The organism is Micromonospora sp. R77, from assembly GCF_022747945.1.
In the GTDB taxonomy this organism is placed as follows: Bacteria; Actinomycetota; Actinomycetes; order Mycobacteriales; family Micromonosporaceae; genus Micromonospora.
In genome coordinates, this window is sequence record NZ_JALDST010000001.1 from 632764 (window position 1) to 652970 (window position 20207).

Here is a 20207-nt window from a genome sequence, read left to right on the forward strand (position 1 = left end):
GGCGACCAGCGGTGAGGAGGACGGTGCAGCAGGTAGTGATCGCCGACCGGTACCGCCTGCTCGACCTGGTCGGCCGCGGTGGGATGGGCCGGGTCTGGCGAGCCCGCGACGAGACGCTGCACCGCGAGGTCGCGGTGAAGCAGGTGGTGGCGCCGAACTGGCTGGCACCCCACGAACGCGACGAGCTGCGCGGCCGGACCATGCGGGAGGCCCGCACCGCCGCCCGGCTGAACCACCCGAACGTGGTGCGCGTCTACGACGTGGTGCAGGTCGACGACGACCCGTGGTTGATCATGGAATACGTCCCCTCCCGGTCGTTGCAGGAGGTCATCGAGGCGGACGGCCCGCTCGACCCGCGCCGGGCGGCCGGCATCGGCCTGGCGGTGCTGGCCGCGCTCCGGGCCGCGCACGCCGCCGGGGTGCTGCACCGGGACGTGAAGCCGGCGAACGTGCTGCTGGCCCGGGACGGGCGGGTGCTGCTGACCGACTTCGGGCTGGCCGTCTTCGACGGCGGGGACGGCGTGATGACCCGTCCCGGGCTGGTGCTCGGCTCCCCGCAGTACGTCGCACCGGAGCGCGCCGCCGAGGGCGTCTCCACCGCCGAGGCCGACCTGTGGTCGCTCGGCGCCACCCTGCACGCCGCCGTGGAGGGCCGTTCCCCGTACGCGCGCAGCACCGCGATGGCCACCCTCGCGGCGCTGGCCAGCCAGCCGCCGGACCCGTCACCGCACGCCGGGCCGCTGGAGCCCGTGCTGGCCGGGCTGCTGCGCCGCAATCCCCGCAACCGGCTCGGCCCCGACGACGTGGCCCGGCTGCTGGCCACCGCCGCCTCCACGGCCCCGCCGGCCGGCGGCCCGCCGGCCGGCCGACCGGCCGGGGCCGGCCTGGGACAGCACCGGCGCGACACCGGTCGAGCGGCCCGAGGAGGCGGAGCGGGACGGCCGGTCACCGGCCGGCACCGCCGAGGCGTGGAGCCGGGCCGCCCGCGCCGGCGCCCGCCCTCCGATTCCGGCTCCCGACCACCCCGCACCCCGGCCGGGCACCCCGACCCGGACCGGACGACGCCGCTGTCGCCCGTCACCGCCGGTCCACCACCCGCCCCCGGCGCGGCGGCGCAGCCGACCCGGCGGTGGGGGCTCGCGGCGGTCGCGCTCGTGGTCGCGACGGCGGCCGGCGTGGGCACCGTGGTGGCCCTGCACGAGGCGCACGAACGCTCGCGGGACATGCCGGGCGAGGCGTACGGCGAACCACCGCCCGGCTATCCGGCGCCGGACCCGGGCCGGGCGGGCCGGGACCGCCGCCGGGTGGCCGGAACGTGCCACCGCCCCGTTCGCCTGCATCCGGCCGTTCCCGGTCGGCGAGCCGGTGGTCGCCGCCGCCCCCGCCGACGGCGACGTCGCCCTGCCGGCCGGCTGGGTCTGGCACGCCGACCCCGGCGGGTTCCGGGTCGCCGTGCCCGCCGGCTGGTGGTACGCGCGGGAGGGGAACGCCGCCTGCTTCCAGGACCCGACGAGCCGCCGCATCCTCAGCGTCGAGCCGCCCACGGGCGGCGGTGCGGACCTCACCGGTCAGCTCCGCTCGGCCCGGCGCACGCTGGCCGCCGCCGGTCGGCTCCCCGGCTACCAGGAGGTCCGCCTGGCCCCGGTTCCCGGCGGGGCCGAGTGGGAGTGCCGCTTCCGGACCCCGTACGGGGAGCAACTGCACGCGCTGCGGGTCCTCCCCGCCGACGTCGGCGGCTGGACGCTGGGCTGGAGCGCCCCGGAGACCGACTGGGCCGCCGGCACGGCCCAGTTCGCGGTCGTCCGGCAGAGCTTCCGGCCGGGTCGTCCCACCCACTCGGCGGGCTGACGTCCGGGTTCGGTGACCGTCCCATGGCCGACAGAACAGGTCGGGCAGCGGGCCGGCGAGGACATACTTCCTGGTGGTCCGGCAGCGCCGCCGACCCGGTCACCGAGCCCCCTCCCCAGTGGACCGTCCGGGTGATGCCCTGTCGTCCAGCGGCTGACTACAGTGGCGTAGTTTTGGCGATCAAGATCTCTGGGGAGGGCGAGCCGACATGATGGGACCGTCCCACGCGCTGTCCGGCGCGGCGGTGTGGCTGACCGGCTCCTGGGCGTTGGACCAGTTCGCCGACTACCACCAGACACCGCTGGCGCTCGCGGTCGGCACCGCGGTCTGCGCCGGTGGGGCGCTCTTTCCCGACCTCGACCTCTCCGGCAAGGTGACCCGCAACCAGGGCGGCGCCACCGTGGCCCGGACCTTCGGCGTGTTCAGCCTCTTCGTCGCCGAGGTGGTGGAGAAGATCTCGCTGGGCGTCTACTACGCCACCAAGCTCAGCAAGGACCCGCGGCGCAACAACGGGCACCGCACGCTGACCCACACCCTGCCGTTCACCGGTCTGGTCGGCTGGGGCACCACCGCGCTCTGCGCCCACTACGGCAAGTGGGCCGTGGTCAGCATCCTCTTCTTCATGATCGGTCTGGCGCTGCGCGGCCTCTTCGACTCCTGGGCCGAACGGGCCGGCTGGGTGATCGTCACCCTCGCGTCGGCCGGTGCCGCCTGGTTCACCTTCGCGAACCTCCCCGGCGACCGGGGCTATCCGATGATCGGGCTGGCCGTCGGCGTCGGCTGTCTCGTGCACATCCTCGGCGACATGATCACCCGCGCCGGGGTGCCGATCCTCTGGCCCATCCCGATCAAGCGCCGGATGTGGACGATGGTCGGCCTGCCCAACAGCATCGCGCTGCGTACCGGCAGCAAGGCCGAGGTGATCGTGCTGCGGACCGCGTTGACCGTGCTGGCGGTGCTGGCGGCGGTGGGGCTGGTCGCCCCGTCGGTGCTGCACCGGTTCAACATCGAGGTGTGACGAGCGGGTCACGTCGCCGCACCGTTGCACCGGGACGGACCGCCGTCCCGGTCAGGCGCCGACCCGCTGCTCGGGGACGTTGAGTCCGTAGAGGGCCATCAGCTCCGGGGTGTCGACCCGGCTGCCGTCCGCGACCGAGTCGCAGGAGATGTCGACGATCTGGTCCTTGTGCGCCAGCAGGTAGGGCCGGGCGCCGACGTCCGCGCTGGCGAGCGTGGCGATGCCGGACCAGTGCCGGCGGCCGAAGAGCATCGGGTAACCGCGCAGCCCGCCGTAGGTGGCGCAGACCAGCACGTCCGGGTACGGCAGCGCGGTCACCCGCCGGACGGCGGCGACCGTCAGTCCCGGCATGTCCACCGGCACCACCACCACCGCCTCGATCCCCCCGTCGGTCAGCGCGGCCAGCCCGGCGCGGATCGACGAGCCGACCCCGGTCCCCCACGCCCGGTTGACCACCACGGTGGCGGCGGTCAGGTCCGTCGTCCGGCGCACCTCCTCGGCCGCCGCGCCCAGCACGACCACGACCTCTGCGCAGCCCGCCTCGGTCATCGTGTCGATCATCCGGCTCACCAGGGGTTTCTTCCCCTGGTGCAGCAACGCCTCGGGTCCACCGATCCGGCGTCCCCCACCCGCGGCGATGATCATTCCTGCGATCCGGTTCAGCTGCTCCCCCTCGTCCGTGGGGGCGGTCCATGGCCGGCCCGTCCCGTCGTACGCACAACGGGCCCAACGAGCACGCCCCGGATCCGGTAGCGGGGCAAAAGGGAAAATTGCCCGACTATGCCGCGTCGGCGTAGCAGTCGACGATGGACAGATCCAGCGGGAACCGGACCGGGGTGTCCCCGAACAGCAGCGCCGTGGCCCGTTCCCCGGCGGCGCCCACCGCCCGGGCCACCGCGTCGGCCTGACCCGCCGGACAGTGCACCACCACCTCGTCGTGCTGGAAGAAGACCAGCTCGGCGTCGCTGCCGGCCAGGGCGGTGCGCAGCGTGGCCAGCAGGGTCGCCGCCCACTCGGCGGCAGTGGCCTGGATGACGAAGTTGCGGGTGAACCGGCCCCGGGAGCGGGCGGCCCGGGCACGCGGGCTCTGCGGGTCGACCCCGCCGTCCGGACCCGGATCGTCCCCGTCGGTCACCGGCACCCCACCCGGCGGGCAGGTACGCCCCAGCCAGGAGCGCACCAGACCACCCGCCTCACCGGTCCGGGCCGCCGCCTCGACATACCCGAACGCGGTGGGATAACTGCGCCGCAGCACCGCCAGGGCGGGCACCGCCGCGCCGCCGGTCTGCCCGTACATCGCGCCGAGCAGGGCCACCTTGGCCCGGGCCCGGTCACCGGCGAAGGCGTCCCGGGCCAGGGCGGCATAGAGGTCACCGGCACCGCCGGCCGCGGCGAGCCGGGCGTCCCCGGAGACCGCGGCCAGCACCCGGGGTTCGAGCTGGCCGGCGTCGGCCACCACGAACCGCCAGCCCGGATCGGCCATCACCGCCCGCCGGATCACCTTGGGGATCTGCAACGCGCCGCCGCCCCGGGTCGCCCAGCGGCCGGAGACCACGCCGCCGGGGACGTACTCCGGGTGGAAGCGCCCGCCGGAGACCCAGGCGTCCCGCCAGGCCCAGCCGTGCGCCGTCCAGATCCGGTAGAGCTCCTTGTATTCCAGCACCAGCGGCACCGCCGGGTGCTCCACCCCGCGCAGCACCCAGGCCCGGGTGTTGGGCAGCTCCACCCCGACCCGGGCGAACGCCTTCAACAGCTCGGCCGGCGAGTCGGCGTGCAGCTGCCGGACCCCGAACGCGTCGGCGATCCGGGCCGCCAGCTCGGCCAGCCGCCGGGGCGGACCACCCACCGGGGACGGCTCGCCCAGCAGCTCGGCGAGGACCGCGTCGTGCACGTCGGCCCGCCACGGCAACCCGGCCGCGCCCATCTCCGTGGCGATCAGCGCACCGGCCGACTCGGCGGCCACCAGCAACCGGAACCGGCCGGGGTGGGTGGTCGCCGCGATCCGGGCGAGCTGGTCCGCGTACACCTGGGTCAGGGTCTCGATGCCCGGGCCCGGCGGACCGGACGGCGCGTCGAAGAGCGCGCCCTGCCCGTGCCCGGGTGGCTCCGGCGGGCGGGGCGGGTCCGGCGGGACGGGCCCGCCGGTCAGCCGCGCCGACGCCGCGGCGAGCGAGCGGGGCTCGCCCCACCGGCCGGCGTGGCCGAGCAGCAGCCCCTCGGTCAGCTCCACGTCGTGGCAGCGGTCGAGCCGGACCCCGGCGCGCAGCAGCGCGGGATAGAGCGCGGCCCCCGACCCCCACACCCAGCGGGGTCGCTCGGCGGCCTCCCGCGCGGCCACCGCGGCGGCGAGATCGGTCACCGGCTCGGCGGGACCGGCCGGCCGCCCGACGGCGTCGAGCGCCTGGAGCACGCCCCCGCCCCGCTCGTCCGCCACCACCCCCACCACCAGCACGGACGCGATTCTCCCTCGCCCGTACGACACCCACCCCCACCACCCACCCCCCGCCCCCACCGTCGCCCCCCGCCACCCAGAAAGCGCCACTTTCACGGAAACAGTGGCCACTCCTCGTGGAATGGCCACTGTTTCCGTGAAAGTGCAGGGCGACGACGGGAGGGGCGGGCGCGGGTGTGGGGGGGGTGGGAGGGGGGGGATTACTTGCTGACGCCGGCGGTGAGGCCGGACTGGACCTGGCGTTGGAAGATCACGTAGACGACCAGGACCGGGAGCATCGCCATGGTGACGCCGGCGAAGAGACCGCTCCAGTCGGACTTGTAACCCTGGTTGACCGAGAGTTCGATCAGCCCCTGGGCGATCACCTGGTGCTTCGGCTCGCCGGCCACCGACTGCATGAGCAGGGTCGGCAGGTACCACTGGTTCCACTGGCCCAGCACGTTGAAGATGCCGATGCTGATCAGGCCGGGTTTGGCCATCGGCAGCATGACGCTGAAGAAGAGCCGGCTGTGCGAGGCCCCGTCGACCATGGCCGCCTCGGCGATCGAGTCGGGCAGCGTCCGGAAGAACGAGTGCATGAAGAAGATCGTGAACGACAGCGACCACGCCACGTAGACCACGATCAGCATGAGGTGCTTGTTCGGGCCGAGCAGCGGGAAGGTGACGCCCATGTTGTAGACGCCCTTGAACAGCGGCACCGCGGCCAGATAGATCGGCAGGGTCAGGCCGGAGAGGAACATGTAGTAGATCAACCGGTTGCCCGGGAACTCGTAACGCGCCAGCACGTACGCGGCCATCGAGCCGAGCAGCATGGTCAGGAAGACGCTGCCGGCCAGCACCAGGACGGTGTTCAGGAAGAACGCCCCCAGGTGCCCCGCCCCCCAGGCCCGGGAGAAGTTCTCCCAGTGCAGCTTGTGCGGGATCAGCGACAACGGCTCGCGGATGACCTGCGAGTCGTCCTTGAACGCCGACATCACCACCCAGACCAGCGGATAGATCACCATCACGGCCCAGACCACCAGGAAGGCGTGGGAGAAGCCGTTGAAGATCCGCGAGCCGACCGCCGCGACGCGCGACGGCGCGGGCCGCGGCCGGGTGCCGCCGGTCGGGGGAACCGGGCCCGGTCGGGTCCGGTCACCATGGGTCACCGTGCTCATCGTCCAGGCCTCCTCAGTACTCGATCCGGTCACGACGGGTGATCCTCAACTGCGCCGCGGCCAGCAGGATCGTGAAGATCGCCAGGGCCACGCCCATCGCGCAGGCGTAGCCGAACTGGCCCTTCTGGAACGCGGTGAAGTTGAGCACCGACGCGAAGATCTCGCTGGCGTGGTTGGGGCCGCCCTGGCTGGGGGTCATGACGAAGACCAGGGCGTACATGTCCAGGGCGATGAAGCCCAGGTAGACCCAGGCCACCGAGATGGTCTCCCGCAGCAGCGGCAGGGTGATCCGGAAGAAGGTGTGGAACCGGCCCGCCCCGTCGAGGATGGCCGCCTCGTAGATGTCCTTCGGGATCGACTGCATCGCCGCCGAGAAGAGCACCATGTAGAAACCGGCGCCGCTCCAGACCGCGATCAGCAGCAGCCACCACAACACGGCCGGTACGCCGAGGAACGGCTCCGGGTCGGCGGTGAAGGCGATCGGGTTCGCCGGGTCGACCAGCCCGATCTTGATGAGCAGCCCGTTGACCAGACCCTGCGAGTCGGACCGGTAGATCTGCTGCCACATCACGGCGATGACGACCAGCGACAGCACCTGCGGGAAGAAGAAGATGACCTTGTAGATGCTCGACCCGAACACCCCGCGGATGCCGGCCCTGTCCTCGCGTCCGCCCACGTTGAGCAGGAACGCGAGGAACAGGGCCAGCCCGATGGTGAACAGCGGCACGGTGACCAGGAAGAAGACGTTGTGCCAGAAGGCCTTCCTGATCAGTTCGTCGGAGAAGAGCCGGACGTAGTTGTCCAGCCCGACGAACTGCTGCTTGTCGGAGTAGCCTCCCCAGCTGGTCAGCGAGTATCCGGCCGCCTGGGCGAAGGGCCACACCACATAGAAGAGGTACAGCGCGACGGGCAGGGCCAGGAACCCCGTGACGAAGCGCGCAACACCGTGCCGCATTCCACTCACTCTCTCGTCCGGATCAGGCGGTGCGGGTCTGCTTCTTGATCGACGAGTCCTTGGCGACCTTGTCGGCGGCCGCCTGCATCTTGTCGACGAACTGCTGCGCGGTGAGCCGGCCGGCCATCAGCTCCTCGGAGAGGTTCTGGCTCTCCTTGTCCAGGTCGGCGTAGAAGTCCCAGAGCTTGACCTTGATGAGGTCCTTGGGCGCGTTCTTCATCAGCTCGTTGGCGGTGGTCAGCGAGGTGTCCTGGACGCCGTCGCCGGAGCCCTTGGTGGAGGCCAGCGACTTGGTCAGCTCGGCGAACTTGGCGGAGCCGGACTTGGAGAGCACGGCCCGCAGGAACTCCTTCGCGGCGGCCTTGTTCGGGGCCTTGCTCGGCACCACGATGCCCTCGCCGGCGCCGGCGAAGACGTCCTTCGGCGCCTTGTCGCTGGCGCCGAGGCCCCAGTAGTCCGACAGCTTCATCTCGAAGCCCGGCGGGATGGTCGCCGACATCTCGTTCTTCAGCCAGGTGCCGACCTGGATGAAGGCCGCCTTGCCGTCGAGCCAGGCCTGCTGCGACTGGGTGTGGTTGAGGTTGCCCGGCAGGAGCAGCTTGTCCTTGACCAGCTTCTCCCACGCCTGCAGCGCCGGCAGGACGCCCTCGGCCTTCCAGGCGTTCTCCTTCAGGTTGTCGATGTCGATGATCGCCTGCTTACCGGCGGACTTCCAGATGGTCGCCTGCAGCGCCCAGCGCGGGTAGTAGCCGTGCACCGCGTCGTGCACGTACGGGGCGATGCCCTTCGCCTTGATCTTCGGCGCGAGGGCGAAGAACTCGTCGAAGGTGGTCGGCGGCTGCCAACCCTCCTTGCTGAACAGCGCACCGTTGTACCAGTTGCCCCAGACCGTGTACGCCACGTTGACCACGTAGAACTTGCCCTGGAAGGTGCCGTCGACGGCGGTGCCCGGCAGCAGCGAGTCGCCGACCGTGCCCTCGCCGTCCCAGGCCGGCGCGGCGAGCAGGTCGTCCAGCGGCTCGATGGCGCCCTCGTTGACCAGGGTGCTGATGTCCATCATGTCGGCGCCCGAGTTCATCACCACGTCACTGGGCTGGGTCGCCATCTTCGGCTGTTCTTCGGTCTTGATCTTCTGGGTGGAGCTCATGTTGACGGTGACGTTCGCGTGCTTCGCGTTGAAGACCGCCTTGTCCTCCTTGGCCCACTGGTCGCCCAGGCCGCCGTTGAAGATGACCACCTTGACGGCGCTGCCGTCCTTGACGCCGAACGGGTTGTCCTTGCTCTTCGCGGCGCCCGCGTCGTCGGACTTGCTCGGCTCGCTGCCGGCGCAGGCGCTGAGCAGCCCGACGGCCGGGACGGTCAGCAGACCGGCCGCGGCGGCCCGCCGCAGCAGGGTCCGGCGGTCCAGGTCGCCGAGGTTGGGGTTAACCGACATCTTGTCTCTCCTTGTGGTGTCGGGTCAGGCGGTCCGCCGGAGACGCCCGGCGTACCGCGACTCGAGGGCGAGGTTGTGCTCGTCCCCACCGGGGACGTTGGCGGAGAGGTAGATAGGGGGTACCTCCCCGGCCTGGTGGAACCGTCGTACGACCTCCGCGGTCAGCAGCTGCGCCAGCAGCGCCGCGGTGACCGAGGAGACCGCACAGACCGCGCCGCCGCCCTCGAGCGGCAGCAGTGCGTCGCCGTACGGCGCGCCGTTGTCCAGCACGACGTCGGCGAGGTCGGCGAGCCGGTGCCCGGACGGGTGCCGTGGGGCGACCCGGGCGGTGTGCTCGACCGAGGTGACCGCGATCAACGGGTGACCCCGCTGCTTCACCAGCGTGGCCAGCTCGACCACCGAGCCGTTGATGCCGGACTGGGAGGCGACCACGAACACGTCCTGCGGCTGTGGTGCCGCGAGGGCGTAGAGCTGGTGGGCGACGGCCGGGTCGCGTTCCAGCTTGGGGTCGGCGAGCACGTCCGGGGACGCGTCGCCGTGCAGCACGAGGTCGTGCAGCGTGAGCCGGTTGGTGGGGACCAGGCCGCCGGCCCGGGCCACCAGCTCGGCGGCGAACGCCTCGGAGTGGCCGGCCCCGAACGCCTGGAGCACCCCGCCGGCGCGCAGCCCGGTGGCGATCAGGTCGGCCGCCCGGTCCACCGGTTCGGCCTGGGTGTCGACCAGCCGGTCGAGCACCGGGCGGACGGCCTCGGCGTACCCCTGGGCACTGATCATGAATGGGCTCCCTTCGCGGCCTTGTGCCCGTCGACGGCCTGGGCGGTACGCCGGAAGGCCGCATGGGCGCGGTCGTGGGTGCGCTGGGCCACCGCGATGTAGAGCAGGTCGAGCACGACCAGCTGGGGGTGGCGGGCGGAGAGCGCGTCGGGCCGGAAGGTGGTGGCCTGGCTGGCGGTGAGCAGGACGATGTCGGCCAGCTCGGCCAGCGGTGAGCGGGGGAAGCCGGTCAGCGCGATGGTGGTCGCGCCCCGGCTGCCCGCCTCGGCGAGCATCTCGATGGTCTCCCGGGTCTGCCCGGTGTGCGAGATGCCCAGCGCCACGTCGCCGGCGCGCAGCAGGGCGGCGCTGGCCAGGCCCTCGTGCACGTCGTTCCAGGCCCAGGCGGCCACCCCGATCCGGTGCAGGCTGAACTGCATCTCCTCGCCGACCAGCGCGCTGCCGCTGGCGCCGAAGATGTTCACCCGGGCGGCCCCGGCGATGGCGACGGCGGCCCGTTCGACCTCGGCCAGGTCGAGCAGGGCGGCGGTGTCGTGCATGGCCCGGGTGTCGGCGGCCATGATCTGGTCGAGCACCCGGGACAGCGGGTCACCCGGCTGGATCTCCCGGCCGATGTCGACGGTCCAGCCGGCGGAGCGCGCCCGGCCGGTTTCCGAGGCGATGCCGAGCCGCAGGTCGGCGTAGCCCTCGAAGCCCATCGCCCGGCAGAACCGGGTGATGGTCGCCGGTGAGGTGCCGCTGCGCTCGGCGAGTTCCACGATGGTCGCCCGGGCCGCCGCCTCGGGGTCGCTGAGCACGTGTTCGGCGACCCGGCGCAGCGCCCCGGTCAGCTCCCCCGCGCCGGCCCGCACCCTGGCCAGCACCCCGTCGGCGCCCCGGCGGTCGAGCGCGTCGGCGTCGACCACCGCGGTCCCCGCGGCGGTGTCCACCTCGTGTTCAACCATGGGAGGCCTTTCGGAAAAGAGTGTTAACTGTTAGTGGTAAAAGTTCTTACTGAAGGCCCCTCCGTGTCAATAGCGTGGGCGAAGTTTTCAAACCGTTACCTGCCGCACCCGCCGTCGGGCGGGCGCGGATCTTGCTTCTGCGGCCCCGGCCGGACAGCATGGAGCCGCCAGCGCGAGACACCGGGAGGCGCAGCGGATGTCCGGCACCGTCGTGGTCGGTCTCGACATCGGGGGTACGTCCACCCGCGCCGCCGCCTACGACCTGACCGGCGCGCGACTGGGCACCGGTCGGGCCGGCGGCGGCAACCCGACCAGCCACGGTGCCGAACCGGCCGCGGCACAGCTGCTGGCCGCCCTGCGCGGCGCGCTCGCCGACGTCGACCCGACCCGGGTCCGGGCCGGCACCATCGGGCTGGCCGGGGCCGGCCGGCCCTCGCCGACCCGCAGGCCCGCGCCGCCTTCGACGGCGCCTGGTCCACCGCCGGCCTGCGCTGCCCGTACGCCGTGCACGGCGACGCCCTGGTCGCGTACGCCTCGGGCACCGCCGCCCCGGACGGCACGGTGCTGATCGCCGGCACCGGCGCGATCGCCGCCGGAGTGCGTGACCTCCAGCTGGACCGGGTCGCCGACGGACACGGCTGGCTGCTCGGCGACGCCGGCTCCGGGTTCTGGCTGGGCCGGGAGGCGGTCCGCCGGCTCCTCGCCGACCTCGACCGGGCGCACCGCCCCGGTGACCTGGAGACCCGGGTGCTGACCGAGCTGACCGGCTCCCCCGAGGTGGCCGCCCGGCCGCGCGCGACCGCCGACGCGGTGGTCCAGCGGGTGACCCGGCGACCACCCGTGGAGTTGGCCCGGCTCGCCCCACTGGTGGTGGCGGCGGCCCGCGACGGCGAACCGACCGGGGTGGCCCTGGTCGCCGAGGCCGCCGCCCGGCTCGCGGAGAGCGCGAGCCGGATCCGGCCGGCCGGCGCGACCGACCCGGTGGTGCTCGGCGGCGGCCTGCTCACCGGGGACACCCGCTCGGCGACGCGGTCCGCACGGAACTGGGGTCGCGGTGGCCGGACGCGCCGCTGCGTACGGCCGGCGACGGTGCCGCCGCGGCGGCCTGGCTCGCCGCCCGCGAGCTGCCCGAGGTCACCGACCCGGCCGCCCTGCACGCGCTCCTGGTCCGCACCCCCGCCTGACCGTTCCGGCCACCACAGGCCCGACACCGACCGGTACGCCCGGAACCCGCCACCGAGCACGACGGCCGGCCAACCCGGTACGGGTCGGCCGGCCGTCGCCGGACAGGTCACGCTCAGGCCGTCGGGTGCCCCTGGGGCGCCTGACCGTGCTGGCCCTGCTGCGACGGGTACTGGCCCTGCGGGGCCTGGCCGTAGTCGCCCTGCGACGGGTACTGGCCCTGCGGCACCTGGCCGTGGTGGCCCTGCGGCGGGTACTGGCCCTGCGGCGCGGCCTGACCCGGGGCCGGCCAGCCCTGCGCGGCCTGACCCGGGGCGGCCGGGTAGACCTGGCCGGGAACGACCTGGTGGTGCACGGCCGCCGCATTGTCGGCCTCCTTCGCCTCCTTGCGCGCCTTGACCGCCCGCACGATCAGCAGGATCGGCAGGATGAAGGCGTAGAAGAAGATCCGGTACCTGGTGCCCACGGGAGCGAGGAACATCAGATAGAAGCCATAGCAGAAGAAGGCGAGGCCGATGACGGCGTTCAGGATCCGGGAGCCGGTGCCCTGCTCCTTGATGGCCAGGCCGGTGACGATCATCGCGATGCCACCGAGCATCAGCAGGATCTCGTATACAAGCTCAAACATGTAGTTTCCTGTCAATCCGGTGAAGGTGCCGGCCCACCATAGAGGAGCCCCCGCCGGTCCCGCTGCCCCGTCACCCGTGGTGGGCGACACCTCACTTGAGCTGGCCGGCGGTGAGTCCCGCCTGGATCTGACGCTGGAACGCGACGTACACCACCAGCACCGGGAGCACGGCGATGGCGAGGCCGGCGAAGAGTTGCGCGTAGTCGCCGGCGTACCCCTGGTTGACGGCGAGCGCGTTCAGGCCCTGGGCGAGCATCCACTTCGACTCGTCGCCCTGCATCAGCACCTGCGGCAGCAGGAACTGGTTCCAGTGGCTCAGGAAGTTGAAGATCCCGACACTGATCAGTCCCGGTCGCGCCATCGGCAGCATCACCCGGAAGAAGAGCCGGAAGTGGCCGCACCCGTCGATCAGCGCGGCCTCCGCCACGGCCGTCGGCAGGGTGCGGAAGAACGCGGTCAGGAAGAAGACCGTGAACGGCAGCGAGTAGGCGGTGTAGACCAGGACCAGACCGGTCCAGGTGCCGAAGAGGCCGGCGTTGCGCACCACGAAGAAGAGCGGCACCAGGGCCAGGAAGACCGGGAACATCATCCCGCCGACGAAGAGGTAGTAGAGCACCTGCCGGCCGCGGAAGTCGTATCGGGCGAAGACGTAGGCGGCGGCCGCGCCGAGCAGCATGGTCAGGGTCAGCGACCCGGCGACGACCACCGCGCTGTTGAGGAAGTAGCGGCCGATGTGCGCCGTCGTCCAGGCCCGCGCCCAGTTGTCCAGGCGCAGCTCGCCGGGCAGCCCCCACGGGTCGGCCAGGATCTCGCCGTTGTCCTTGAGCGAGCTGAGGAACATCCAGACCAGCGGCAGCAGGGTCATCGCCGCCCAGAGCAGCAGGAAGCCGTGCGAGAAGACGTTCGCCACGCCCAGCTCCCGACGCAGCGGCCGGTCGGTGGCGCGCTGCGCGACCGCCGCCCGGACCGGCGGGGCGTCGGAGTCCACAGTGGTCACGAGTACTCGATCCGATCGCGCCGGGCGGCCCGCAGTGCCAGCACCGCCACCGAGAGGGTCAGGAAGAACATCACCACGCCGATCGCCGAGGCGTACCCGAACTTGGTCTCGCTGCCGAACGCGGTGTCGTACATCCGCATGCCGATCACGTCCGAGGTGAAGTTGGGGCCGCCGTTCGTCATCAGCTGGACCAGGATGAAGCCGTCCAGCGCGGCGATGGCCAGATAGATCCAGGCCACCTGGACGGTGTCCCAGAGCAGCGGGATGGTGATCCGGCGCAGCATCACCGCGCGGGAGGCGCCGTCGAGCAGCACCGCCTCGTAGATGTCGCGTGGGATGGCCTGCATCGCCGCGCCGAAGAGCACCACGTAGAAGCCGACGTTGCTCCAGACCATCACCGCCAGCACGCACCAGAAGGCGAACCGGGGATCACCCAGCCAGGCCGGCGCGGGCAGGCCGACCGCCCGCAGCGCACCGTTGAGCAGCCCGCTGGTCGGGTGGTAGATCTCCTTCCACAGCAGCGCGATGATCACCACCGAGAGCACCTGGGGGAAGAAGTAGACCAGCCGGTAGACCGCGCTGCCGCGCACGCCGGTGACCCCGGCCCGGCCCTTGCGCCCGCCCATGGTGAGCATGGTGGCGAAGAAGAGACCGAGCGCGATGGTCAGCACCGGCACCACGGCGAGCAGGATCGCGTTGTTGGTCAACGCGTTCCAGACGTACCCGTCGTGCAGCAGGGTCCGGAAGTTGGCCAGGCCGACCGGGTCGGCCTGCGCCGAATAGCCCAGCCAGTCGGTGGTCGAGATCTGAAAGGCCTGGAGGTACGGCGAGAGCACGAAGACGCCGTACAGCACCAGTGGTGGCAGCAGGAAGCTGACGATCAGCGGGTATCGGCCGTGTCGCACCGGCGGGACCCCTCCCTGGTTCGGCCGGTGGGGGCGGGGATCGCCGCCCCCACCGGAGACGTCACGCGGTCCGCTTGTACTTCTTGATCGAGCTGTCCTGGGCGATCGAGTCGGCACCGGACTGGCACTGGGCGAGGAACTGCGCGGGGGTGGACCGGCCGCTGAAGAACTCGCCGCAGGCCGCGTCGACGAGGTTGCGCTCCAGCTTGCGGTAGTAGTTGTTGTAGACCCAGTTGAAGCCGTTGTCGCCGGACGCCTCCAGGGCCTTCACCACGGTGGTCAGGCCGAACGGCAGCTCGACGCCCTCGGTCGCGCCGGCCACCACGGTGAGGCTGGCGACCTTCTTCGTGAAGTCCTGCGCGCCCTTGCGGGACAGCATCGTACGCAGGTATTCCAGGCCGCCGGCGCCGTTCTTGGCCTTGGCCGGGACGATGAACGGCTCCCCGGCGGTGCCCCGGACCGCCTCGAACGGCAGCTTGTCGCCGCTGCCGAGGCTGGGGGTCGGCGCGACGGTCATGTCGAACCCGGCCGGGGTGACGTCCTTCTGCTCGCTCTCCAGCCAGGAGCCGCAGGAGATGAAGGCGGCCTTGCCCTGGCACCAGGCGGTCTGCGACTGCTTGTGGTCCAGGCCCGGCGAGCCCTCGAGGATGAACTTGTCCTTGACGATCTGGTACCAGGCGTCGGCGGCGGCCTTCATCGCGTCGGACTTCCAGGCGTTGGGCTCCAGGTTGTCGATGGCGGTGGCGACCGACGGGCCGCCGAACTTGATCGCGGTGGAGATCAGCGGCCAGCTCATGTAGCGCGGGTGGAGACCGGCGTACGTCCAGGGGGCGATGCCGGCGGCCTTGATCTGCTTGCAGAGCGCGATGTGCTCGTCCCAGGTCTTCGCGTACTGCCAGTTGCGCTCGGTGAAGAGCTTGGTGGAGTACCAGATGCCGTAGACGGTGTAGGTGTAGTTCATCACCAGGAACCTGCCGTCGTACGAGCCGACCTCGACGGCACCGGGGAGCAGGGTGTCCTTCACCGTCTTGCCGGGGATGTCGAGGCTCGGCGCGGTGAGCAGCTCGCCGAGGTCGGCGAGGGCGTTCTGGGCGACCAGGCCACCGGGGTCGATCTGGCCGGCGCCGGAGTTGTTCACCACGTCGGGCGGGGTGCCGTCGACGAACCGGGGCTGGAGCGTCTTGTTGATCTCCTGGGTGGCGGAGTGCTTGATCTCGGCCTTGGGGTACTTCTCGCGGTACATCGCCTCGTGGGACCTGGCGTACTCCTCGCCGAAGCCGCCGTTGAAGATCACCACCTCCAGCGGGGCGTCCTCCTTGACGCCCAGCGGGTTCTGCGCGCTCTTGGTGCCCTTGTAGGTGCCGGAGTCGCCCTTGTCGTCGGCACCGGAGGTGGCGCAGCCGGCGAGCAGGCCGGCGGCGGGGGTGGCCAGCAGGCCGGCGGCGGCGCTGCGCCGCAGGATCTCACGCCTGTTCATCACATCTCCTCGGTTCGGGTACGGGCGTCCGCTGGGGGTGGCGGCCGTCGTGTCGAGGCACGGGGGTGTCGCTTGTCTTCACTTCATGTGATGTTGCTGAAGAATTTCTACGACAGTGGCGCGCGGACCACAAGACCCGACGGCCGAACCGTTATCAGCACCGGCCAGCCGACGCTGGCATAGCCTGGGCCCATGCGCCGCCTCCGGCAGCTCGCCGAGCGCACTCCGGCCACCCGGGAGCGGTACGTCGACCTGCTCCGGGCGCTCGCCATCACCATGGTCGTTCTCGGTCACTGGGGCGTCACCGTCATCGGTCACGACCCGACCGGCCGGCCCACCGGGCACTCCGCCCTCGGTGACCTGCCCTGGGTCTGGCCGCTGACCTGGCTGGCCCAGGTGATGCCGGTCTTCTTCCTGGTCGGCGGGTACGCCAACGCCGCCTCCCTCACCGCCCGCCGCGCTCACGGGGGAAATGCCACCGGCTGGCTGATCGACCGCAGCGCCCGCCTGGTCCGCCCCACCACCGCCCTGCTGGTGGTGCTCGCGGTCGGGGCCGCCGTCGCCCGGCTGCGCGGCACCGACGCCACCGAGATCCGCACCGTGGTCTGGTTCGCCACCATCCCGCTCTGGTTCCTCGTCGCCTACCTGGTGGTGGTCCCGCTGACCCCACCGATGTACGCGCTGCACCGCCGCTTCGGCCTGGCCGTGCCGCTGGTGCTGGTCGGCCTGGTGGCGCTCGGCGACCTGGGCCGGCTGCTCGGGCCGGCCGGCCTGGCCACCGGGAACTACCTGTTCGGCTGGCTGGCCGTGCACCAGCTCGGCTTCGCCTGGTACGACACCCGCTCCCCCGACCTGCCGCGCCGGCGTCGGCTCCCCACGTCCCGCCGGGCGGCGCTGGTGCTGCTGGCGGGCGGGCTGCTCGCGCTGGTCCTGTCGACGGTGGTCGGGCCGTACCCGGTGGTGATGCTGAACGTGCCCGGCGAGCGGCTGGACAACGCCGCGCCGCCGAGCCTGGCGCTGCTCGCGGCGGCCACCACCCAGCTCGGGCTGGTCCTGCTGCTGCGCGATCCGGCCACCCGCTGGCTGCGCCGCAGCCGTCCGTGGCAGGCGGTGATCGCGGTGAACGCGGTGGTGCTGACCGTCTTCCTCTGGCACCTGACCGCCGCGGTGCTGCTGGTCGGGCTCCTCGACGCCCTCGGCGTGCTGCCCACCCCCCGGGTCGGGTCGGCGGCCTGGTGGGCGTGGCGGATCCCCTGGCTGGCCGCGCTGGCCGTGCTGCTGGCCGCGCTGGTCGCCGTCTTCGGCCCGATCGAGGCGCGCAGCCGTCGGTACGCCCCCGCCGGGCCGGGCAGCGGCCCCGGGCCGGGGAAAACCATCGGGCCGGGAACCGCCCGGCCCGGCGGGGCGACCGGCCGGCGGCTGCGCACCGGGCTCGCGGTGGCCGGTTACGCCGGGGTGGTGGCGGGACTGCTGCTGAACAGCCTGACCCGCAAGGCCGCCCCGGAACCGCTGGGGCTGCCCGCCCCGGCGCTGGTGGCGTACCTGGCCGGGGCGGGGGTGCTGCGGCTGCTCAGGTCTGGGTGGGGAAGCCCAGGTTGACCCCACCGCCGCTCGGGTCGGGCCAGCGACTGGTGACCACCTTGCCCCGGGTGAAGAAGGCGACCCCGTCGGCGCCGTGCGCGTGCAGGTCGCCGAAGAGCGACGCCTTCCAGCCACCGAAGGAGTAGTACGCCATCGGCACCGGGATCGGCACGTTGATCCCGACCATGCCGACCTCCACCTCGTGCTGGTAGCGCCGGGCCGCACGACCGTCGTTGGTGAAGATCGCCGTGCCGTTGCCGTACGGGTTGGCGTTGACCAGCTCGACCGCCTCGTCGTACGAGCCGACCCGCAGGACGCTGAGCACCGGGCCGAAGATCTCGTCCGTGTAGATCGACATCTGCGGGGTGACGTGGTCGAAGAGGGTCGGGCCGAGCCAGAAGCCCTCCGCCGCGCCGTCCGGGTCCGCGTCCCGCCCGTCGACCACCGGCACCGCGCCGGCCGCGATCCCCGACTCCACGTAGGAACGGACCTTTGCCGCGTGCGCGGCGGTGACCAGCGGACCCATGTCGCAGCCCCGCCGGCCGTCGCCGGTACGCAGCCCGGCCATCCGCTCGGCGATCCGCGCGACCAGGGCGTCGGCCACCGGCTCCACCGCCACCAGCGCGGAGATCGCCATGCACCGCTCCCCCGCCGACCCGAAGCCGGCGTTGACCGCCGCGTCGGCCGCCAGGTCCAGGTCGGCGTCGGGGAGCACGACCATGTGGTTCTTGGCCCCGCCGAGCGCCTGCACCCGCTTGCCGGCCATCGACGCGCGCTGGTGCACGTACCGGGCGACCGGGGTGGAGCCGACGAACGAGACCGCCTTCACCCCGGGGTGGTCGAGCAGCGCGTCGACCGCCTCCTTGCCGCCGTTGACCACGTTGAAGACCCCGTCGGGCAGGCCCGCCTCGGCGAACCACTCGGCCAGCAGCAGCGCGGCGCTCGGGGTCTTCTCGCTCGGCTTGAGCACCACCGCGTTGCCGCACGCGATCGCGACCGGCACGAACCACAGCGGCACCATCACCGGGAAGTTGAACGGCGAGATCACCGCCACCACCCCGAGCGGCTGGCGCAGGCTGTAGGAGTCGACCTCGGTGGAGACGTTCTCCGAGAAGCCGCCGCGCAGCGCCGAGGGGATGCCGCAGGCGTACTCGATCACCTCCAGGCCGCGCTGCACCTCGCCGGCGGCGTCCGCGAGCACCTTGCCGTGCTCGGCGGTGATCACCTCGGCGAGCCGGTCGCGGCGCGCGTGGACCAGCTCGCGGAGCGCGAAGAGCACCGCCGTCCGCTTGGTCAGGGAGGCGTCCCGCCAGCTCCGCGCCGCCCGCTCGGCGGCCTCGACCGCCCGCGCCACGTCCGCGGCGCAGGCCAGCTCCACCGCTCCGGTACGCCGACCGGTGGCCGGGTCGAAGACGTCGGCACGCCGCTCGGAGGTGCCGTCGACCCGCTTGCCGTCGACGAAGTGCCCGATGCTCGCGCTCATGCCGAACCACCCTTCGTTCCCGACTGCGGGGCTCGCAGAACCGGCTCACTCCTCGCGCTCACCGGACCGCCTCGGCGCTGGTGCGGATCGCGTCGACCAGGATGGCGAGCCCTTCGCGGGCCTCGTCCTCGGTCAGCGTCAGCGGCGGGCCCATCCGCAGCACGTTGCCGTGCAGCCCGCCCTTGCCGGCGAGCAGCCCACCGGCCCGGCACGCCTCGAAGACCCGGACGGTCAGTGCCGGGTCGGGCTCGGTGGTGCCGGGCCGGACGAACTCGACGCCGAGCATCAGCCCCTTTCCGCGTACCTCGGCGACGCAGTCGAGATCGCCCACCGCGGACCGCAGGCCGTCGGCGAGGATCGCGCCGACGCGGGCCGCGTTGGCCTGGAGGTCGTGGTCCAGAAGGTAGTCCAGGACGGCGTTGCCGGCGGCGGTGGAGACCGGGTTGCCGCCGAAGGTGGAGAAGCTGATCGCCGGCACCGACTCCAGCACGTCGGCCCGGCCGACCACGCCCGCGAGGGCGAAGCCGTTGCCGATGCCCTTGGCGAAGGTGAGCAGGTCGGGGGTGACGTCGTGCGCCTGGTAACCCCAGAAGTGCTCGCCGGTACGACCCCAGCCGGTCTGCACCTCGTCGGAGACGAAGAGGATGCCGGACTCGTCGAGCACCTTCTTCCAGGCGGCGAAGAGGCCGTCCGGCGGGTGCACGAAGCCGCCGACGCCCTGGATCGGCTCGGCGATCAGGCAGGCCACGTCACCGGCCGTCTGGGTGGCGAGCACCTCGCGCAGGTCCTCCACCGCCGCGTCGACCTGCTCGTCGGGGCCCAGCCGGGACAGCAGGCCGCGCAGCCGCTCGCCGGAGTGCAGCCAGGCCACCTGGAGCGGGTTGAGCGCGCTCGCCGACCAGCCGCGGTTGCCGGTGACGCCCATCGCCGCGTACGACCGGCCGTGGTAGCTGTTGCGGACGGCCAGGATCTGGTGCGAGCGGCGGTAGTTGGTGGCGACCAGCAGCGCCGCCTCGTTGGCCTCGGTGCCGGAGTTGGTGAAGAAGACCCGGGCGTCGGGGATGCCGGAGACCCGGGCGACCTTCTCGGCCAGCTCGACCTGCTGGCGGATCAGATAGAGCGTGGAGGTGTGCACGATGCCGGTGCGCAGCTGCCGCTCCACCGCCTCCCGGATCTCCGGGATGTCGTAGCCGATCATGTTGGTCAGCACACCACCGAAGAAGTCGAGATAGCTGCGCCCCTGCGCGTCGGTGACCCGGCGTCCCGAGCCGGAGACCAGCTCCATCGGCTCGTCGTAGTAGAGCGGCATCCAGGACGGGAGCACGGCCCGGTGCCGGGCCAGCAGGTCGTCGGAGGTCATCGTGTCGGCAC

16 protein-coding genes and 2 pseudogenes are annotated in these 20207 nt (G+C 72.4%); 5 read left to right on the forward strand and 13 right to left on the reverse strand.

The window, feature by feature from the left end:
• Nucleotides 1–83: 83 nt before the first annotated feature.
• The 3 genes and pseudogenes from MRQ36_RS33775 to MRQ36_RS02665 form a co-directional block, all read left to right on the forward strand.
• Nucleotides 84–746: pseudogene (locus tag MRQ36_RS33775) on the forward strand (serine/threonine-protein kinase); the annotation flags it as partial.
• 619 nt (nucleotides 747–1365) lie between these two features.
• Nucleotides 1366–1848, forward strand: a complete 483-nt coding sequence (locus tag MRQ36_RS33780) for a hypothetical protein (RefSeq protein WP_242801528.1) — start codon at nucleotides 1366–1368, stop codon at nucleotides 1846–1848.
• Between the two features lie 208 nt (nucleotides 1849–2056).
• The gene (locus MRQ36_RS02665; RefSeq protein WP_242792419.1) at nucleotides 2057–2866 is read left to right on the forward strand and encodes a metal-dependent hydrolase; all 810 of its coding nucleotides are present in this window, start codon (nucleotides 2057–2059) and stop codon (nucleotides 2864–2866) included.
• Between the two features lie 51 nt (nucleotides 2867–2917).
• Here MRQ36_RS02665 and MRQ36_RS02670 read toward each other — a convergent pair whose 3' ends face one another.
• The 7 genes from MRQ36_RS02670 to MRQ36_RS02700 form a co-directional block, all read right to left on the reverse strand.
• The gene (locus MRQ36_RS02670) at nucleotides 2918–3511 is read right to left on the reverse strand and encodes an NTP transferase domain-containing protein (protein WP_242792421.1); all 594 of its coding nucleotides are present in this window, start codon (nucleotides 3509–3511) and stop codon (nucleotides 2918–2920) included.
• A 133-nt stretch (nucleotides 3512–3644) separates the two neighbouring features.
• A complete protein-coding gene (locus MRQ36_RS02675; RefSeq protein ID WP_242792424.1) occupies nucleotides 3645–5348 on the reverse strand; it encodes a bifunctional 3'-5' exonuclease/DNA polymerase in 1704 nt (567 codons plus the stop codon).
• Nucleotides 5349–5518: 170 nt separating this feature from the next.
• A complete protein-coding gene (locus tag MRQ36_RS02680) occupies nucleotides 5519–6475 on the reverse strand; it encodes a carbohydrate ABC transporter permease (protein WP_374249816.1) in 957 nt (318 codons plus the stop codon).
• 13 nt (nucleotides 6476–6488) lie between these two features.
• On the reverse strand, nucleotides 6489–7430 hold the full coding sequence (locus MRQ36_RS02685) for a carbohydrate ABC transporter permease (RefSeq protein ID WP_242792426.1): 942 nt from the start codon (nucleotides 7428–7430) through the stop codon (nucleotides 6489–6491).
• A gap of 22 nt (nucleotides 7431–7452) precedes the next feature.
• Nucleotides 7453–8865, reverse strand: a complete 1413-nt coding sequence (gene ngcE, locus MRQ36_RS02690; RefSeq protein WP_242792428.1) for an N-acetylglucosamine/diacetylchitobiose ABC transporter substrate-binding protein — start codon at nucleotides 8863–8865, stop codon at nucleotides 7453–7455.
• A gap of 24 nt (nucleotides 8866–8889) precedes the next feature.
• Entirely contained in the window at nucleotides 8890–9639 is a 750-nt protein-coding gene (locus MRQ36_RS02695) for a sugar isomerase domain-containing protein (protein WP_242792430.1), read from the reverse strand.
• Nucleotides 9636–10583 carry a MurR/RpiR family transcriptional regulator gene (locus MRQ36_RS02700; protein WP_242792432.1) on the reverse strand — a complete coding sequence of 316 codons (948 nt, stop codon included), beginning with the start codon at nucleotides 10581–10583 and terminating at the stop codon, nucleotides 9636–9638. Before MRQ36_RS02700 ends, MRQ36_RS02695 begins: the two co-directional genes overlap by 4 nt.
• A 196-nt stretch (nucleotides 10584–10779) precedes the next feature.
• Here MRQ36_RS02700 and MRQ36_RS02705 point away from each other — a divergent pair.
• Nucleotides 10780–11767, forward strand: a pseudogene (locus MRQ36_RS02705) (N-acetylglucosamine kinase).
• A 113-nt stretch (nucleotides 11768–11880) separates the two neighbouring features.
• On the opposite strand, the gene MRQ36_RS02710 reads toward MRQ36_RS02705, so the two are convergent.
• From MRQ36_RS02710 to ngcE (MRQ36_RS02725), 4 genes are all read right to left on the reverse strand, one after another.
• A complete protein-coding gene (locus MRQ36_RS02710) occupies nucleotides 11881–12393 on the reverse strand; it encodes a hypothetical protein (RefSeq protein ID WP_242792434.1) in 513 nt (170 codons plus the stop codon).
• A gap of 91 nt (nucleotides 12394–12484) precedes the next feature.
• Nucleotides 12485–13390, reverse strand: coding sequence for a carbohydrate ABC transporter permease (locus MRQ36_RS02715; RefSeq protein ID WP_374249819.1), 906 nt, complete (start codon nucleotides 13388–13390; stop codon nucleotides 12485–12487).
• Nucleotides 13387–14295 (reverse strand): carbohydrate ABC transporter permease, encoded by a 909-nt coding sequence (locus MRQ36_RS02720; protein WP_242792435.1) that lies wholly within the window; start codon nucleotides 14293–14295, stop codon nucleotides 13387–13389. Before MRQ36_RS02720 ends, MRQ36_RS02715 begins: the two co-directional genes overlap by 4 nt.
• Nucleotides 14296–14356: 61 nt before the next feature.
• Nucleotides 14357–15772 (reverse strand): N-acetylglucosamine/diacetylchitobiose ABC transporter substrate-binding protein, encoded by a 1416-nt coding sequence (gene ngcE, locus MRQ36_RS02725; protein WP_242792436.1) that lies wholly within the window; start codon nucleotides 15770–15772, stop codon nucleotides 14357–14359.
• Between the two features lie 192 nt (nucleotides 15773–15964).
• Between ngcE (MRQ36_RS02725) and MRQ36_RS02730 the strand changes: the two genes are divergently transcribed.
• On the forward strand, nucleotides 15965–17371 hold the full coding sequence (locus MRQ36_RS02730; RefSeq protein ID WP_242792437.1) for an acyltransferase: 1407 nt from the start codon (nucleotides 15965–15967) through the stop codon (nucleotides 17369–17371).
• Here MRQ36_RS02730 and MRQ36_RS02735 read toward each other — a convergent pair.
• Both MRQ36_RS02735 and MRQ36_RS02740 read right to left on the reverse strand, forming a co-directional pair.
• Nucleotides 17343–18836: a CoA-acylating methylmalonate-semialdehyde dehydrogenase gene (locus MRQ36_RS02735; protein ID WP_242792438.1), complete on the reverse strand. Its 1494-nt coding sequence runs from the start codon at nucleotides 18834–18836 to the stop codon at nucleotides 17343–17345. The genes MRQ36_RS02730 and MRQ36_RS02735 overlap by 29 nt on opposite strands.
• A gap of 58 nt (nucleotides 18837–18894) precedes the next feature.
• Nucleotides 18895–20196 carry an aspartate aminotransferase family protein gene (locus MRQ36_RS02740; RefSeq protein ID WP_242792439.1) on the reverse strand — a complete coding sequence of 434 codons (1302 nt, stop codon included), beginning with the start codon at nucleotides 20194–20196 and terminating at the stop codon, nucleotides 18895–18897.
• Nucleotides 20197–20207 lie beyond the last annotated feature (11 nt).